14 protein-coding genes and 1 pseudogene are annotated in these 17,385 nt (G+C 40.3%); 1 reads left to right on the top strand and 14 read right to left on the bottom strand.

The features are described from left to right. Positions 1-60 precede the first annotated feature (60 nt). Positions 61-1,689, top strand: coding sequence for an MFS transporter (locus ACKC4Y_RS00500; protein WP_409361498.1), 1,629 nt, complete (start codon positions 61-63; stop codon positions 1,687-1,689). Positions 1,690-1,787: 98 nt separating this feature from the next. On the opposite strand, the gene truB is transcribed toward ACKC4Y_RS00500, so the two are convergent. The 14 genes and pseudogenes from truB to miaB all read right to left on the bottom strand — a co-directional run bounded on the left by truB (position 1,788) and on the right by miaB (position 17,384). Beyond that, positions 1,788-2,747: a tRNA pseudouridine(55) synthase TruB gene (gene truB / locus ACKC4Y_RS00505; RefSeq protein WP_409361499.1), complete on the bottom strand. Its 960-nt coding sequence runs from the start codon at positions 2,745-2,747 to the stop codon at positions 1,788-1,790. A 6-nt stretch (positions 2,748-2,753) separates the two neighbouring features. Continuing rightward, positions 2,754-3,161 carry a 30S ribosome-binding factor RbfA gene (gene rbfA / locus ACKC4Y_RS00510; protein ID WP_409361500.1) on the bottom strand — a complete coding sequence of 136 codons (408 nt, stop codon included), beginning with the start codon at positions 3,159-3,161 and terminating at the stop codon, positions 2,754-2,756. Positions 3,162-3,278: 117 nt separating this feature from the next. Then, positions 3,279-5,807 carry a translation initiation factor IF-2 gene (gene infB / locus ACKC4Y_RS00515; RefSeq protein WP_409361501.1) on the bottom strand — a complete coding sequence of 843 codons (2,529 nt, stop codon included), beginning with the start codon at positions 5,805-5,807 and terminating at the stop codon, positions 3,279-3,281. Further along, positions 5,804-6,439, bottom strand: coding sequence for an RNA-binding protein (locus ACKC4Y_RS00520; RefSeq protein WP_409361502.1), 636 nt, complete (start codon positions 6,437-6,439; stop codon positions 5,804-5,806). The genes infB and ACKC4Y_RS00520 overlap by 4 nt, the downstream gene beginning before the upstream one ends. Beyond that, the gene (gene nusA / locus ACKC4Y_RS00525) at positions 6,440-8,071 is read right to left on the bottom strand and encodes a transcription termination factor NusA (RefSeq protein WP_409361503.1); all 1,632 of its coding nucleotides are present in this window, start codon (positions 8,069-8,071) and stop codon (positions 6,440-6,442) included. It lies immediately after the preceding gene. 50 nt (positions 8,072-8,121) lie between these two features. Beyond that, positions 8,122-8,772: a ribosome maturation factor RimP gene (gene rimP, locus ACKC4Y_RS00530; protein WP_409361504.1), complete on the bottom strand. Its 651-nt coding sequence runs from the start codon at positions 8,770-8,772 to the stop codon at positions 8,122-8,124. A gap of 128 nt (positions 8,773-8,900) precedes the next feature. Continuing rightward, positions 8,901-9,602: a tRNA (guanine(46)-N(7))-methyltransferase TrmB gene (locus tag ACKC4Y_RS00535; RefSeq protein WP_409361505.1), complete on the bottom strand. Its 702-nt coding sequence runs from the start codon at positions 9,600-9,602 to the stop codon at positions 8,901-8,903. Beyond that, on the bottom strand, positions 9,599-10,867 hold the full coding sequence (gene metK / locus ACKC4Y_RS00540) for a methionine adenosyltransferase (protein ID WP_409361506.1): 1,269 nt from the start codon (positions 10,865-10,867) through the stop codon (positions 9,599-9,601). Before metK ends, ACKC4Y_RS00535 begins: the two co-directional genes overlap by 4 nt. 116 nt (positions 10,868-10,983) lie before the next feature. Further along, on the bottom strand, positions 10,984-11,397 hold the full coding sequence (locus ACKC4Y_RS00545) for a helix-turn-helix domain-containing protein (RefSeq protein ID WP_409361507.1): 414 nt from the start codon (positions 11,395-11,397) through the stop codon (positions 10,984-10,986). 148 nt (positions 11,398-11,545) lie between these two features. After that, positions 11,546-13,182 (bottom strand): annotated as a pseudogene (lnt, locus tag ACKC4Y_RS00550) (apolipoprotein N-acyltransferase). After that, positions 13,166-14,164, bottom strand: coding sequence for a hemolysin family protein (locus tag ACKC4Y_RS00555; protein WP_409361508.1), 999 nt, complete (start codon positions 14,162-14,164; stop codon positions 13,166-13,168). The pseudogene lnt and the gene ACKC4Y_RS00555 overlap by 17 nt, the downstream one beginning before the upstream one ends. Positions 14,165-14,236: 72 nt before the next feature. Continuing rightward, on the bottom strand, positions 14,237-14,713 hold the full coding sequence (gene ybeY, locus ACKC4Y_RS00560) for an rRNA maturation RNase YbeY (RefSeq protein ID WP_409361509.1): 477 nt from the start codon (positions 14,711-14,713) through the stop codon (positions 14,237-14,239). 12 nt (positions 14,714-14,725) lie between these two features. Further along, positions 14,726-15,835: a PhoH family protein gene (locus tag ACKC4Y_RS00565; protein WP_409361510.1), complete on the bottom strand. Its 1,110-nt coding sequence runs from the start codon at positions 15,833-15,835 to the stop codon at positions 14,726-14,728. Positions 15,836-15,998: 163 nt separating this feature from the next. Next, entirely contained in the window at positions 15,999-17,384 is a 1,386-nt protein-coding gene (gene miaB / locus ACKC4Y_RS00570; RefSeq protein WP_409361511.1) for a tRNA (N6-isopentenyl adenosine(37)-C2)-methylthiotransferase MiaB, read from the bottom strand. Position 17,385 lies beyond the last annotated feature (1 nt).

Consider the following 17,385-nt stretch of genomic DNA (forward strand, 5'->3'; position numbering starts at 1 on the left):
CTGTTTTACAGAATGTATTTGGTAACAAAAAGCGATAGAATACCGATTTGGAGGCAAAAAATGCAAAGCATTTCAATATTAAAGCTTTTTCGTAATTCGGTATTTCGAAATTTATGGACGTCCACTCTCATTTCTAATTTAGGAGGGCTCATACAGGCAGTAGGAGCAGGTTGGTTAATGGCGTTGATTAGTTCTTCGCATTCTATGGTTGGGCTCGTTCAAAGTGCTACAACGTTACCACTTGTTATCTTTTCTCTTATGGCAGGGGCATTAGCTGACAATTTTAATCGGCGTCAAATTATGTTGTGCGCGCAGATTATAATGATGATTATATCAATGATTCTGGCTGTTTTAGCCTATCTGGGGGGGTTAACACCTTGGCTTTTGTTATGCTTTACTTTTTTGATTGGGTGCGGCACTGCATTTTATAATCCTTCTTGGCAAGCAACAATAGGAGATATTGTGAGCAGGGAGAATATTCCTGCTGCCGTTAGTCTGAATAGTGTCGGTTTTAATTTGATGCGTAGTGTAGGTCCTGCTATTGGTGGTGCCGTCATTGCCACTTTAGGTGCAGCCGCAGCTTTTTTATTCAATGCGATAAGTTACATTCCTTTAATTGGTGCTTTGTTTTTATGGAAACAGAGCTATAAAAACAATACATTGCCGCGGGAGAGACTTTTAGGGGCTGTCTCGGATGGTTTGCGTTATGTTGCGATGTCGCCTAATCTTCTTAATATTATGGTGAGGGCGTTCCTGTTTGGTATTGGGGCGATTTCGATTTTAGCACTCTTACCAATTGTTGTGCATAAAGTTCTCGAGGGCAGTGCACTTCTTTATGGTACATTACTCGGTTGTTTTGGCCTAGGAGCAATGACCGCTGGTATTATTAACTCATCTGTACGGCATTATTTTCGTTTAGAGACGATTATTGCAAGTGCGTTTATTGGTTTTGCTTTTTCCTGCTTTTTTTTAGCAATCAGCCGTTCGCTAATTGTAAGTCATATTGCTTTATTCCCAGCTGGTTTATGTTGGGTTTTGGCGTTGTCACTGTTTAATACATCCGTACAACTTTCTACACCACGCTGGGTTGTTGCGCGTGCCTTAGCCCTTTATCAAACGGCATCTTATGGGGGAATGGCTGTTGGAAGCGCAATTTGGGGGGGGCTGGCTGATGGTTATTCTCCAACAGTTGCTTTGAGTCTTTGCTCTCTATTTCTCATTTTTGGGGCTCTTGCGGGGGTAAAGTTTAGAATTCAAGAAATTCCTCAGATAGATTTGGATCCTCTTGATCATTTCAGAGAACCAGAGCTTTTACTAGATTTAAAAGCGCAAAGCGGTCCGATCATGATTATGATCGATTATCAAATTCATGAAAATGATCTCGAAGAATTTCTCAAAGTGATGACACGTCGTCGCCATATTCGTTTACGTGATGGTGCTCGTCAATGGGTTCTTTTACGTGATCTTGAAAGACCTGAATATTGGACAGAAGCTTATCATATGCCAACATGGGTAGATTACTTGCGTCATAATCACCGTCGCATAAAAGCAGATGCAGAAGTGAATAAGCTTTTGCGTCACTTAAATCGTGCACCTAACGGTATAAGAATACACCGTATGATTGAGCGGCAGACGATACCGCATGCCAATGAGATGCATTTAAAGCCCTCTGCTGACCAGTTACCTTGATGATAAGAGGTTAAAGTAAAGAAATGAGAAGAGCTTCATTCTCTTTATCGATATAGGAAAAGATCTTTCTACAAGAGATTTTTGTGAGAAATAACGGATTAAATTGTAAAAATACGCTTTGGTTTGAACTGACTTTTATCAAGAGTCCCTATGGCAAGAAGTTTGCTTTTGTAGGTTACACAAACCTCATCTTCATCAATGGGGGCATTGTGATCACAGAGAAACACTGAGTTACCTCTCATGACTCGCTGTGCTTGAGTTTCACTAAGGGTATAATGAGAGAGACAATCCAGAGCAGCACCTGTTTCAATTAAGAATTCATCAAGTATTGTAAAATCTTTTTGGGAAGGAACACTATTTTCATTTGTTGTACTTTTATCTAGTATTACTGCTTCTAGCGTATCCCATGTAATGAGATCATTTTCATAAAAAGGTGCTACTGCAATACGCCTTAAATCAGCAATATACCCATAACAACCGAGATCACGTCCCATATCGCGTGCTAAGGAGCGTACATAGGTTCCTTTTCCGCAGGTTATTTCAAAGACGGAATATTCTTTGCTAGTGCTTTCGATCAATTTGAAAGTTTCTATTTCCACTTGACGTGGGGAAATTTCAACAACTTGACCTTCACGCGCTAGATCGTAGGCACGATTACCAGCAATTTTGATTGCTGAAAATTGTGGAGGTGTTTGCACAATAACACCTGTATATTTAGGCAGAAGGGCGAATATCTCTTCTTGAGTTGGACGTTTGAGAGATGTTTTCGTTATTTCACCCTCTAGATCGTCTGTTGAGCGCTCTTCTCCCCAAGCGATTTGAAAACGATAGGTTTTTGTACCTTGCATAACGTAGGGAACAGTTTTGGTTGCTTCGCCTAATGCAATTGGTAGGAGACCAGAAGCAAGTGGATCAAGTGTACCAGCGTGTCCTGCTTTTTGTGCATGAAAGAGCCATTTGATTTGTGAGACAGCTTCTGTTGATCTCATTCCTTTTGGTTTATCAAATATGACCCAGCCAGAAACAGACCGCCCTTTTTTTTTGCGTTGCCGTGTCATGTTTTTTCAATCCTCATGTTCATCAGTACGATGAAGATCACGTACTACCTCAGGAGAGCGGAGCAGGGTGTCAATTTTTGAAAAATTATCAAAACTGCTATCAAGTCGAAAACGCAGTTCAGGCATGTATTTCATTTGTCGCAACGAATGACTTATTTCTCCACGGATAAAGCGACTATGTTTATTGAGGACATTAATAACATCAACGTGAGAAGCATGTTCAAGAGTGCTGAGAGGAGAAACAAAGCAGGTAGCAATTTTCAAATCTGGTGACATGCGTACTTCAGAGATAGAAATCACAATATTTTTCAAGGTATCGTCAAGTAAAATACCTCGCTGTAGCGTATGAGCTAACGCGTGGCGTACTTGTTCTCCGACTCTTAATTGCCGTTGTGATGGATTTGCATTTTTCATGAAAGCCTTACCTTGTTACAACTCCTCTTTCCTTTATCACTTTAAAGGATAAGAAAGAACAATTGCCCATACTCCAACTTTTTTCATTTTACGAACGAATAAAGGCATTGGATTATTTTATAATGTGCGATTAATATGTTCGACACGGAAGATTTCAATAATGTCTCCTGCACGCATATCTTCATAGTTTTCGAATGCGATTCCACATTCTTGACCACTTTGTACCTCATTAACTTCATCTTTGAAGCGCTTGAGTGTTTTAAGCTTTCCTTCGTGAATGACAATATTATCGCGGATAAGGCGGACACCCGCTCCTCTTTCTATCTTACCTTCTGTAACGCGGCACCCAGCGACTTTTCCAATTTTTGTAATGTTAAAGACTTCCAAAATTTCGGCATTACCAAGGAAAGTTTCGCGCTGCTCTGGTGAGAGTAATCCTGACATGGCAGCTTTTATATCATCAACAAGATCATAAATGATATTATAATAGCGAATTTCAATTCCTTGTGTTTTAGCAAAATCACGCGCTTGTTTATTGGCTCGAACATTAAAGCCAATCACAGCTGAGTTAGAAGCTTCAGCAAGAGAAATATCACTTTCAGTAATACCTCCAGCACCAGAATGTACAATGCGCGCACGCACCTCTTCATTCCCCATTTTTTCTAATGCTGAGGCAATTGCTTCAATTGATCCCTGCACATCTCCTTTAATAATAAGAGGAAACTCTTTAACACCTGAAGTTTGTAATTTGGTCATCATCTGTTCAAGAGAACCGCGAGAACTCGTTTGGCGAGCTACAGCTTTATCACGTGCTAATCGCTGACGATATTCAGAAATTTCCCGTGCCTTTGCTTCATGCGTAACAACAGCAAAACGGTCACCAGCTTGAGGTGTTCCCTGCATGCCCAAAATTTCTATGGGTGTAGAGGGGAGCGCTTCTTTAATATGGCGACCATGATCATCAATCAAGGCACGTACGCGGCCCCATTCATTGCCTGCAACGATAATATCAGAAGGATGCAATGTGCCTTTTTGAACAAGAACTGTTGCAACAGATCCACGTCCTCGATCCAGTTTAGCTTCAATAACAACGCCTTCTGCAGTTCGTTTTGGATCTGCTTTCAGATCAAGAATTTCAGCTTGAAGGAGAATAGCTTCGAGAAGTTTGTCAAGGTTTTGTCCCGTTTTAGCGGAGACTTCAACTTCCAGAGTTTCTCCACCCATGGTTTCAACAAACACTTCATGTTGTAGAAGTTCTGTACGCACTTTTTGAGCATCAGCAGCGGGTTTATCAATTTTATTGATAGCAACAATAATGGGCACACCAGCAGCTTTAGCATGATTAATTGATTCAATCGTTTGCGGCATGACACTGTCGTCTGCGGCTACAACCAGAACGGCAATATCCGTAACACGAGCTCCACGAGCACGCATAGCTGTAAAGGCGGCATGCCCAGGTGTATCAATAAAGGTAATCTTTTGACCGTTTTGTTCTACTTGATAAGCACCAATATGTTGTGTAATGCCCCCAGCTTCACCAGAAACAACATTCGCTTTTCGAATAGCATCGAGAAGAGAAGTTTTTCCGTGGTCAACATGGCCCATAATTGTTACAACCGGTGGACGTTGCTGCATTTTTTCAGGATTATCAGTTATATTAAAGATGCCTTCTTCTACATCAGATTCTAAGACACGTTTAACAGTATGGCCGAATTCAACAGCGATAAGCTCGGCAACATCTGCATCAATAACGTCTCCGGGTTTCATCATTTGTCCCTGTTTCATCAGAAATTTAATCACATCAACGGAACGTTCAGTCATGCGCTGTGCGAGTTCTTGAATGGTGATGGTTTCAGGAAGAATAACCTCGCGAGAAATTTTTTCTTTTGGTTCTTGGTTTTGCGCGCGTTTAAATTTTTCTTGCCTACGGCGCATTGCAGCCATTGAACGCCCACGTGCACTTCCTTCTTCGTCTAATGCACTATTAAGGGTGAGTTTTCCACGACGTCGCTCATCGGCACCTTTTATCACTTTGGGTGTACGTACTTCTGACTTAGCAGGATTAGCGCGTCGGCTATGTCGATCGTCATCTTTAGGTTCATCTGTTTTACGTTTTTCAATTCCAGTTATATTTTTAGGTGTGATAGGGATATCTATCTGTTCTATTTGAGAGTGAGCAGGGGGAAGAGGTGAAGTTTGTACTGTAGGGCTTTGGTTTTCTTCTTCCTGATGTATTTCAGTTTCTTGAATTGCCTGCTGCAAATTTTCTTCACGCTCTTTGGCGAGTCTTGCTTGCTCTTCGGCTTTTTCACGCGTTATTCTTTCTTGGATATGTGCTTCTTCTAACGCGCGAAGTCTTGCTTCCATTTCAGCCGATGAAAGACTACTTTTGGCCATAGTCTCACTTGGCTTAGCTTCTTCAAATCGTGGTTTAGTGCGTTGGGGAGCTACATGTGGCTTAGTAATTGGTTGTGATATTTCAGGTCTTTCATCAGGCCGCGTAATTTTGCGCCGCTTAGTTTCGACGACGACAGCCTTTGTACGGCCATGACTAAAATTTTGCTTGACCGTGCTGGTTTCTAGCACTGACCGCTTTAAGGTTAATGTCCTCTTGACTGTTATTTTGTCGTTATCATTTTCACTCATTGTATTTCCTTCACGGCTTGTGCCGTCCTATCACCAGGCTTATAGTGTTTGTCATCACGGTATGCGATCAGCTTGTGTACTGTTTTGAGAAACCCTTCTGCAGCCTTCATATTTAATAAGGCCGCGTGTATCACAGGATTAGCTCCAAAAGCCACGCTCATGTCATCACTTGTAAATAAAGATATGGTTTCTATGGTCTGATTTGTTTGTTTCTGTATTGTATGGATGGCTTGTGAAATTTTCTGCTTTCCATTTTCTGTAGCTTCTTTGGCATGAAGCACAAGGATGACTTGACCAGAGCGGATAGCTGCATCAACTTTTGTTGCTCCCATTACAACAGCACCTGCTTTTCGTGCTATGGAAAGGCTTCCAAGAGCCGCTTTTAACAAAAGTGTATCCACAATATGCGCAAGATTTGACGCAACTTCAACATCTGTTTTAAAACTTTTGTTAAAAGCTTTCCGTTTGATCGCTTCCTCAATTACAGAGCGGTGTGATAAAACCCAGACACCGCGCCCAGGCAGATTGGATTTAAGGTCAGGGACAATTTGATTATTGGGACCAATAACAAAACGGATCAGCGTTTTAGCTGAAGCATTTTTTCTTGTTACAATGCAGGTCCGTTCATTCATTTAAAGTGTATCCACATCCAAATTATCTATTTTTTTGTTCTCTACAGAACTTTCACTTTCTGCAGGATTTTCTGGAATAAGATCAGCTTTATCTATCCAGCCTGCTTGTACACGTGCAGCTAAAACCATAGCTTCTGCATCTGCTCGTGTAATCTCAAATGGGGTAAAGATACCGGAAAAACTCTGTGTTTGACCTTCCTTACGTTCTCTCCAGCCAACCAAGTCATCGACTGCATAGCCCGCAAAATCTTCCATAGTTTTCACACCATCTTCACCAATAGCAACCAACATAGCACTTGTCATTCCAGGAAGTATTCGCAATTCATCAGAGACACCGAGTTTTTTGCGTTTTTCATCAAGTTCTTTTTCTTTGCGTTCTAGATATTCACGCGCACGGCTTTGGATTTCAGTTGCAGTTTCATGATCAAAACCATCAATGGAAGCGATTTCTTCAAGATCAATATAGGCGACTTCTTCAATGGAAGAGAAACCTTCTGATGCCATAACCTGGCCGATCATTTCGTCAACATCTAAAGATTCCATAAACAGCTTACTACGTTCAGTAAATTCTTTTTGACGGTTTTCAGATTCTTCTTGTTCCGTTAAAATATCAATATTCCAGCCTGTTAGTTGCGAAGCTAAACGAACATTTTGCCCACGCCGACCAATAGCAAGACTGAGCTGATCATTAGGGACGACAACTTCGATACGCTCTGCATCTTCATCGAGGACGACTTTGGAAACTTCAGCAGGTTGGAGTGCATTGACGATAAAAGTTGCAGCATCAGGGGACCAAGGAATAATATCAATTTTTTCGCCTTGTAATTCTGCAACAACAGCCTGAACGCGACTTCCGCGCATTCCAACACATGCTCCAACGGGATCAATTGAACCATCACGTGAGACAACAGCGATTTTAGCACGTGAACCTGGATCACGGGCAACAGATTTAATTTCTATAATACCATCGTAGATTTCTGGCACTTCCATGGTAAAAAGTTTTACCATAAATTGCGGATGCGTACGTGAAAGAAAAATTTGCGGACCTCGCGATTCGCGGTGCACATCATTAACAAAAGCACGAATACGATCTCCATAGCGGAAGGATTCACGTGGAATTAATTCATCACGTCGCACAATAGCTTCACCCCGTCCTAAATCGACGATAACATTGCCATATTCCACACGTTTTACTGTACCGGAAATAATTTCACCAATTTTATTTTTGAATTCTTCGTATTGTTGATCACGCTCTGCATCACGCACCTTTTGGACAATAACTTGTTTAGCAGATTGCGCTGCAATGCGTCCAAAATCCATGGGAGGCAAAAGGTCGAAAAAAAACTCACCAATTTTTGCATCCGCTTGGCGTTTAAGCGCATCAGATAAAGTAATTTCTGTTGTATAATCTTCAACGATATCAACAATTTTAAGCAAACGTTGTAACTTAATCTCGCCTGTTTTTGAATTGATCTCAGCACGGATATTGGTTTCTTGACCATAACGAGAACGCGCCGCTTTCTGAATAGCATCAGCCATCGCAGAAATGACAATTTCACGGTCAATCGACTTTTCACGTGCAACAGCATCTGCAATTTGCAGAATTTCAAGCCTGTTAGCGCTTGTAGCCATCGATTCTCTCCTTCTTTGTGCCACACGATGGGCATTGATATCCAGTGATATTACTTCTTATGATTTTGTGCCTGTTTTGAGATACTAAGATTATCTTCTGGAATGAATTGTTGACTTAAATCTTTATTTTTTTTCAACGCATCGCGAATAAGTTCATCTGTAAGCACCAAGTGTGCATCGATGATGTCATCAAAAAGAATAGGAATATACATGGCTTCTCCATAGGCCGCTTTATCGGTGTTTAAGGTAAAGCCATCTTGCGTAATATTTGCGAGTATCCCACGAAATTTTCGGCGTCCATCAATTGTTATTTTAGTTTCAATTTTTGCAAGATGCCCTTGCCAATGAAAAAAGTCAGATTTTCTTACCAGTGGACGATCAATACCAGGAGATGAAATTTCTAAATGATATTTGCGTTCAATAACATTTTGTACATCAAGAAGAGGTGAAACAGTTCGACTAACAATTTCGCAATCTTCTATTGTCATGGATCCGTCAGTGCGTTCAGCCATAATTTGAAGTGTTGAACCATTTTGCCCAAGGAGCTTTACGCGAACCAAACGAAAACCTAAAGGCTTAAGCAATGGTGTAACAAGAGCAGTAACCTGTGCTTCGATACCGTTTTCTTCAAATAGACGAGGTTCATCAATATCGCTTATTCTTCCAGTTTCGCTCATACACTTTATCCAAGTTAGCTTCATCAAGTTTTATGACATAAAAAAGAGCGGGTCCGAACGGCCCACTCCTCATCATAAGACCAAGAATTTACCTATTGATACTCTTAAATTCAAAGTTTTTCAAGTTGTTTATAATAAAAGCCTTTCATCATTTATTTTTTGATAAAAGTAAGATAGGCAGGTGTTCGTCCTTCGCGGAGAGCTTTTGCTTCATAACGGGTGCTTGTCCATAGCGGATAAGGTGTTGTCCAATCTTGAGGGCTTTCTGCTTCCCACTCAAAACTGTGATGGTGTGTAAAATGGTATAGTGTCCAGTTTACATAACTCTCTATATCGCTGGCAAAGCGGAATTTTTTACCTTTTTTAAGAACGCGCGCAAAACGATTAAGATTTTTTATGTTGATGAAGCGTCGTTTCCAATGCTTTTTTTTAGGCCATGGATCAGGGTAGAAAAGGTCTATTCCATCGAGTGATGCATTTGGGAGCCAATCAAGGAGGCGTGTGGCATCATCATCATAGAGTCGGAGATGATTTTGATGCTGTGCATGCTGTTCAAGAGACATTAACATTTTTGCCATGCCATTAATGAAGGGCTCGATGCCAATAAAACCGGTTTGTGGAAAATGTTCCATTTCATGGAGCAAATGTTCACCTCCGCCGAAGCCAATTTCAAGCCGAATTTCTCTTACTTTATCAAAAAATAAGGACGTCAAATTTAAAGGCGGAGGGATATTTAAATCAATGTTAAGAGTTGGGAGAAGCGTTTTTATACGCATAAGCTGACAGTTTCGTAACCGTTTTCCGTGCCGACGACCAAAAAAGGCTTCACGTGTACGCGCGTTTTTTAAAATCATGGTATTTTAATCATTGTTTGAAGTGTTTGAATGAGGTCGGTTTTTTCCCATGAAAATGAACCATCATGTTTTGGTTTGCGTCCAAAATGACCATAAGCAGCTGTTTTTGCATAAATCGGTTTATTGAGGTTAAGATGTTTTCGGATACCTGTTGGTGAAAGGTCCATTATTTTACGGATTGCTGCTTCAAGAACACTTTCATCGACTTTTCCCGTTCCGTGGAGATTAAGATAAATGGACAAGGGTTGTGCAACACCAATTGCATAGGAGAGTTGAATAGTGCATCGTTCTGCTAAATCAGCAGCAACAATATTCTTAGCGAGATAGCGTGCAGCATAAGCTGCAGCACGATCAACTTTTGTCGTATCTTTGCCTGAAAAAGCACCTCCACCATGGGGTGCTGCGCCTCCATAAGTATCAACAATGATTTTGCGTCCTGTTAGTCCTGCATCGCTTTGAGGGCCACCTATAACAAATTTTCCTGTTGGGTTAATGTACCAACTGCATTGATCCGAAATAGGAATATCATGCAAAGCCTGACGAATATAAGGCTCAACCACCGCACGCACTTTATCGGAATCCCAACTCTCATCTAAATGCTGTGTTGAAAGAACGATAGATGTTACTTCTATCGGCTTTCCATTTTTATACCGTATTGTTATTTGGCTTTTAGCATCTGGTCCTAATTTTCCGGTTTCACCTTCCTTTTTATGGCGGGCTTCAGCAAGAAGTTTGAGAATCTTATGTGCATAATAAATTGGTGCGGGCATGAGATCTGGTGTTTCACGACAAGCATATCCAAACATGATACCCTGATCGCCAGCACCTTCTTCGCCATGTCGATCTGCAGCATTGTCAACTCCCCGTGCAATGTCAGCTGATTGGGGGCGCAAAAGAACATCAATTTTAGCGGTTTTCCAATGGAAGCCTACTTGTTCATAACCAATTGCACGAATAGCACGGCGCGCTGCTAAACGAAAACGAGTAGGATTAATGAGTGGGAACCCAGCTTCATCATAGATAAATTGTTTATTTTTATCCTTTTTTAAAAGTGTATCAGGAACACGTACCTCACCGGCAATAACAACGCGGTTTACACTAACGAGAGTCTCACAAGCGATTCGCACGAGCCATGGGTCGGTACCAGTTTTTTGAGCTTCGTGATAGATCATATCAACGATTTCATCGGAAATACGATCGCAAATTTTGTCAGGATGCCCTTCCGATACTGATTCACTTGTAAAAAGATAATCTTGATGCGGCATAGGAACTCCTTCAAAAAAGAAAATCAACACTCTCTATTAAAGTTGCCCTTATTTGCCAATCCCATGACAAATCGTCAATGCTGATTTATGAGAAGTGAGAGAAAGGATATATTTTATTATAGCTTGTTTGTCAGATCTTCCTCAGAAAGAGCTTTTGCCAAATCAATGATTTTTCGACGCACTTTAGCGTCAGATATATTAGTGAAAGCACGCATGAGTTGAATTCCTTCACTGCTAGAACAGAAGTCCATAAAACTGTTATCGCTTTCAGCAAAACCTTCTACTTGTTCGGTATTAAGACCTTTATCAAAAAAATAAGAAACAGGTACATCCATAATCTCTGCAATCGCTTGAAGGCGACTTGCACCAATGCGGTTTGTACCTTTTTCATATTTTTGGATTTGCTGGAAAGTGATGCCTAATTTTTCCCCTAGTTTTTCTTGGGTGAGTCCTAAAATATTACGACGTAAACGAATGCGGGTTCCGACATAGATATCTATAGGATCGGGTTTTTTTCTAGTTTCGGTCATAATGCAACTCTTTAAATTTCCAAACACTTCACTTCTAAATCAACATCAGATTTATGTGAGGTTGATTTATCATACAATAAAATAATATGTAACACTTTTTCCCAACGCTAATGGCACGTATAATATGATACCGTACATGGGCATTCGATCATTTAAGCTGTCTTGTAGAACCAAAACAAACGAGACACAATAGCATAAGAATGAATAAGATAAAAGTAGAGAATATTCCGTATTCATTGCTTTTTATGGGGTGGTGATTGATGGTGGAATTGGCGAATCAATAATACCAACAGCATTCTGTTTGAGAGCTACAACGATTCGTCCATAAGAATCAATAACAGCCGATATTCCATTATTTGCTGCTCGTATGAGGGGGATTCCCAGTTCAACTGCACGAAGTTGCGCTTGGTGTAAATGTTGGTATGGGCCGGGTGTTACGCCAAACCATCCATCATTTGTAACATTAATGATTGCTCGAGGAGAGGAGCCTTTAAAAGTCATTTCATTGGGAAATATTGCTTCATAACAAATCAGCGGAAGATAAGAAAATCCGTTCGGCATAATGACGGTTTTACGCACACTTGCAGCACTGTACCCACCAATATTATCAGCAAGGGCGTGCAATCCAATTTTTTTCAATAAATTCTGATAGGGAAGATATTCACCAAAAGGAACCAAGTGAAGTTTATCAGAAGTGTTTAAAATATCACCCTTAGCGTTAATGACTGCAATGGTATTAAAATATTGCGTTTGTGCATTGGCAGGATCATTACTGGCACGTATAGCACCAATAATAGCCCATTGTTTGGGCTTAAGAAGAGAGGCAATGTGCATTGTGATATCAGAGTTCTCATCGAGAAGGTAAGGAATGGATGCTTCTGGCCATATGATAAAGTCGGGATCTGGATTATGATCTGCTGTTGATGTTGCAGTCAGATTCATATGCGCTGCAAGTATGGCTTCTCGCATAGTATTGCTCAATTTTGTGTGTTGTGGGATAGAAGGCTGAACAATGCGTACCCAATAATTACTTTTTTGGTAATCAGCTATGTTGGGTGCGGTATTGAGACGATAAAATCCAAAACCACTGTGAAGGAATATAAGCGCTAAGCAAAGAGAAAGAGCAAATTTCTTTTTTTCATTTGTTAATAAAACAGTGGGCAAACTGTAGACTAAGACGGCAAGAATATTCATTCCATAAAGTCCCACGATTGCATCTAATTGCATGAACATTGGAGTCGGCATGGCTGTATAACCAAGGGCATTCCAAGGAAATCCTGTAAACAAGAGTGCGCGTAACCATTCTGCTAGCCCCAGCACAAAAGCTAGGACAAAGAAGCGTGTTATTCCTTTTGTCCATAACCAACCAACAATGAAACCGGCAAAAAACCAATAAAGAGAAAGATAGAGGGGAGGGAAAAAAATAGCAAATGGCACTGCCCAACCAAAAGCAATGGGATCTGTCAATAACGCATTGCATAGCCACCAAAGTCCGCAAAGAAAATAACCGAAGCCAAAGGCTCCACAGCTTAAAGCGTAAGTCAGAAGGCGTTTGTTATTGTTTTTGATGGTATTTATTTTATCAAGCAAAACAATGAAGATGGGAAAAGTTAAAAAACAGAGAGGCGTCAAAAAAAAGGGAGGAAGTGCAAAAGATGTAAATGCACCACACAGAAATAGCACGGCTTGTCGTTTCCAACCAGTAACGGAAAGTAAACCAAATATGAAATTTTTTGAAAACACGAGGCTATTCTTGTGAGATGACATTTTATTTGAAATTTTCATTCTCCGAGATACGAAAAATACGCAATCGCTTAATTCGACGTTTATCAGCTTCTAGAATACGAAATCGATAGCCTGGTACTGCCTCAATAATTTCACCTTTTGCAGGAATACGATCAAGAATGGAGACAATCAAACCACCGATAGTATCGACTTCATCACCATATTCCCCTACTATAAAATCAGGACCAAGAGCTTTTTCCACATCTTCTAGTTCGGTTCTTGCGTCAACGAGCCATTTATTGTTGGGTTCACGTACGATAGCGTTATCGACGTTATCATGTTCATCTTCGATATCACCAACGACCAATTCGACAATATCTTCCATAGAAACTAAACCATCTGTTCCCCCATGTTCATCAATTACCAAGGCCATTTGTGTTCGTGTGGCCTGCATTCGTGTCAGTAATTGGTTTGCAAGCATGGAGCTAGGAACGAAGAGAACTGTTCGAATTAGGTCTAACTCACCGATTGGAGTATGTAAATCTGCGTGGTTTAACTGCAATGAATCGAACGTTTTCTCTGTTTGGACTGATTGTATAATAAAGCGCGTTATATAATTAAGGATATCGCGGATATGGATCATTCCTCGCGGATCATCTAAGGTTTCAGCATAAACAGGGATGCGAGAATGTCCAATTTTTGCAAAACATTTAAGGGCTTCCCCAAGAGGGGTGTTTATTTCCAATGCCTCGATTTCAGAACGTGGGATCATAACATCATCAATGCGTGCTTCACGCAAGCGTAAAATATTTTGCAGCATAGTACGTTCTTCAGGTGAGAAGAGGGCGGTGTCCTTTTCATTATCAGCTGTGAGCGCAACGGTAAGATCATCGCGTAGTGACGTATAATTGCGTCCACGTAAAAATGAAAACAAATGACTCATCAAAGAATTTTTTTCCGTATGATTTGTTTTTGGAGAGGGATGTTCTTCAATATGAGAGGATGGTTGATTATTATTGGGTGCATTTACTTTGTGTGCCATGGTTTTTAAATTTTCTAGACTTCTTTTATAATAGAGGCATAAGGTGCTTTAAATTTTAGGATTATGATATTGTTAAGACAATTCAGCATAAGGATCCTTTATGGAAAGTTTTTGCAGAATTTCTCTTTCGAGTGTTTCCATGTGATATGCTTCATCATCTGTTTCATGATTATAGCCAAGAAGATGGAGGACGCCATGGACAATCATATGCGTTAAGTGGTCCTGAAATGATTTTCCTTCTTTTTCTGCTTCAAGAACAACAGTTTCTCGCGCAATAATAATATCACCAAGCATGTTTTGAGGAGGATCTCCAGCTTTAAGGGGAAAAGCAGGAAAAGATAACACATTTGTGGGGTTATTTTTATTGCGCCAGAGTGCATTGATCTTTGCCATATGTTTGTCATCTGTAAAAAGCAGGCTGATTTCGCTTACAACATTTTCCAATGAAACATGATGCATTGTCGTTTTTAATGCTTTTTCAGTGATATTATAAAGCATTTTTTTATCATTCCACTCCGTGCCTTCAACAGTTATATCAATAGTAATCATGACAAATCAAATTCACTTTTTTGATGCACCGTGTGAAAGTGGCATTTCTTTGTTTTGTGCTCCAGAATCACGAGCATAAGCATGGACAATAGCGGTAACAAGAGGATGGCGCACAACATCTTTTTCATCAAAACGAATAATTGCGATATTTTCTACATTTGAAAGAATGCGTATTGCTTCGATTAAACCTGATTTTTGTCCTGTAGGCAAATCAATTTGGCTTACATCACCGGTAACGATCATGCGTGCTCCTTCCCCAAGACGTGTGAGAAACATTTTCATTTGCATGGGCGTAGTATTTTGCGCCTCATCAAGAATAATAGCTGCATGAGTAAGTGTTCGTCCACGCATGAAAGCAAGAGGAGCAATTTCTATGACACCAGAAGCTAAAATACGTTCTACTTTTTCGACGGGCATCATATCATAGAGGGCGTCATAAAGTGGACGTAAATATGGATCGACTTTTTCTTTGAGATCACCGGGGAGAAAACCAAGATGTTCTCCAGCTTCAACGGCTGGACGTGAAAGGATAATTCGTTCAATGATACCACGCTCTAAAAGCATTGCAGCATGAGCAACAGCAAGATATGTTTTGCCTGTTCCTGCCGGTCCTATGCCAAAAACAAGTTCAGTGCGTTCCATTGCGTGTATGTAAGCATCTTGTGTTGGAGTTCGAGCATGGATAGTTTTTTTATGGGTACCCAACCGCGCTAGTATACGCTTTGTTGCAGGTTGTTTTTTTGTTGGCAATTCTTGTTGTTTGTGTGGTAAGTTTGCCATGGCAAGAGCTCCTTCTATATCCGATAAAGTGAGCTCTTGATGTGTTTTAACGCGTTCATAAAGTTGCTGTAACACATATTGGGCGTGTTTTGTGGCGGTAGTTTTTCCATGGATTAAAACTTCATTGCCGCGTGGATGGATACTAAGCCCGAGTTTTTGTTCGATATAAGCAAGATTTTCATCGAATTTACCAAATACTGCTTTCGCATATTTATTATTTTCAAAAATTAAAATAATATGATGAATATCTGATGCGGTTGCTTTTTCTGAGATAACGGTATCTTCAGGGAAAACACTCATTTTCTCTTTAACGTGCTTTAATTTTTCGGTTGAATCTTTCAACCTATTCTCCCATATCTGCTAAACGTTGTACACTTTTTGAGTAAATTTTATAAAAAACAACTACTCTTTAGTATAGAGTGTAAATTTGAAGTGTGATCATTTTATTTCAAAAATAAAAAAGTTTTCTAAAATCTCTATTTTAAATAAGATATCAGAGATATATCTACACATTTGCCGCATTTGCTGTTTCACCGACAAAACTATTTGAGCTTGCATTTTTAATATGAATTGGCATTACAGTTCCTGTAGAGGCCTCTGTATCTACAACTACAGGTAAAAGCCAAGGTGAGCGACCTACCATTTGTCCGGAATGACGGCCGGCTTTTTCGATGAGAACATCTGTTGTTTGACCAATTTTAGAGCGCAAAAATGCATTTTGCTGTTCGAGGAGAAGGATTTGTAAATGTTGAAGCCGAGCATCTTTTACAGCTTCATCAACATGATTTTTCATTGTTGCACCAATTGTTCCAGGTCGAGGTGAATATTTGAAAGAATAGGCTGAACTGTATTGCACTTGTTTAATAAGTTTAATGGTCTCTTCAAAATCTTCATCTGTTTCTCCCGGAAATCCTACAATAAAATCGCCTGAAAAAGCAATATCGGGTCGTGCGGTACGAATTTTTTCGATAAGATGAAGATAATGAACGCTTTTGTGTTGGCGGTTCATTGCTTTTAAGATGCGATCCGAACCCGATTGAACAGGGAGATGCAGATAAGGCATTAAGATATCAAGATCTCTGTGTGCAGCAATAAGACTGTCATCCATATCACGTGGATGGCTTGTTGTGTAACGTAGACGCTTTAAACCGTCCAGTTTGGCGAGATGATAGAGAAGATCACCAAGACGCCAAGTCTTACCATTAGCACTTTGTCCATGCCAACCATTTACATTTTGTCCCAAGAGTGTAATTTCCTTGACGCCAGCTTCAATGAGTTGACGGGCTTCTTCGGTAATTTGCTCGACAGATCGCGATATTTCGGCACCCCGTGTGTAGGGAACAACACAAAAAGTACAAAATTTATCACAGCCTTCCTGTACTGTTAAAAATGCACTAACACCTCGTTTTCTTACAGCACGTTTATTATGAGGGGGAAAATGAGCAAATTTATCCTCAACAGCATAGTCTGTTGCAACAATTTTTTTCCCTTGTTTGCTTTGTTCTAATAAGTCCGGCAAGCGATGATACATCTGCGGGCCAATGACAAGATCCACTATTGGAGAACGACGCAAAATTTCACGTCCCTCCGCTTGTGCAACACAACCGGTCACACCAACCATCAAGGGGTTATCAGGCGTACGTTCTTGACGCATGACCCGCAAGCGTCCAAGATCAGAATAGAGTTTTTCTGCTGCTTTTTCACGGATATGGCAGGTATTGACAAGAATAAGGTCAGCATCATTTGGCGTTTGTGTAGTGATATAACCTTGTGAACTGAGACTATCAGTCATTCGTTGGCTGTCATAAACATTCATTTGACACCCATAGGTTTTGATAAAAACCTTTTTAGGAGCAACAGGGGGCGTATTTTTAGGATTTTCTTGTTTCATA

It is taken from the genome of Bartonella heixiaziensis (genome assembly GCF_046245125.2).
Classification (GTDB): Bacteria; Pseudomonadota; Alphaproteobacteria; order Rhizobiales; family Rhizobiaceae; genus Bartonella; species Bartonella heixiaziensis.

Coding starts and splice junctions, on each gene's coding strand:
- ACKC4Y_RS00500 (WP_409361498.1), top strand. CDS start 61: ATGCAAAGCATTTCAATATTAAAGCTTTTTCGTAATTCGGTATTTCGA.
- truB (WP_409361499.1), bottom strand. CDS start 2,747: ATGACACGGCAACGCAAAAAAAAAGGGCGGTCTGTTTCTGGCTGGGTC.
- rbfA (WP_409361500.1), bottom strand. CDS start 3,161: ATGAAAAATGCAAATCCATCACAACGGCAATTAAGAGTCGGAGAACAA.
- infB (WP_409361501.1), bottom strand. CDS start 5,807: ATGAGTGAAAATGATAACGACAAAATAACAGTCAAGAGGACATTAACC.
- ACKC4Y_RS00520 (WP_409361502.1), bottom strand. CDS start 6,439: ATGAATGAACGGACCTGCATTGTAACAAGAAAAAATGCTTCAGCTAAA.
- nusA (WP_409361503.1), bottom strand. CDS start 8,071: ATGGCTACAAGCGCTAACAGGCTTGAAATTCTGCAAATTGCAGATGCT.
- rimP (WP_409361504.1), bottom strand. CDS start 8,772: ATGAAGCTAACTTGGATAAAGTGTATGAGCGAAACTGGAAGAATAAGC.
- ACKC4Y_RS00535 (WP_409361505.1), bottom strand. CDS start 9,602: ATGATTTTAAAAAACGCGCGTACACGTGAAGCCTTTTTTGGTCGTCGG.
- metK (WP_409361506.1), bottom strand. CDS start 10,867: ATGCCGCATCAAGATTATCTTTTTACAAGTGAATCAGTATCGGAAGGG.
- ACKC4Y_RS00545 (WP_409361507.1), bottom strand. CDS start 11,397: ATGACCGAAACTAGAAAAAAACCCGATCCTATAGATATCTATGTCGGA.
- ACKC4Y_RS00555 (WP_409361508.1), bottom strand. CDS start 14,164: ATGGCACACAAAGTAAATGCACCCAATAATAATCAACCATCCTCTCAT.
- ybeY (WP_409361509.1), bottom strand. CDS start 14,713: ATGATTACTATTGATATAACTGTTGAAGGCACGGAGTGGAATGATAAA.
- miaB (WP_409361511.1), bottom strand. CDS start 17,384: ATGAAACAAGAAAATCCTAAAAATACGCCCCCTGTTGCTCCTAAAAAG.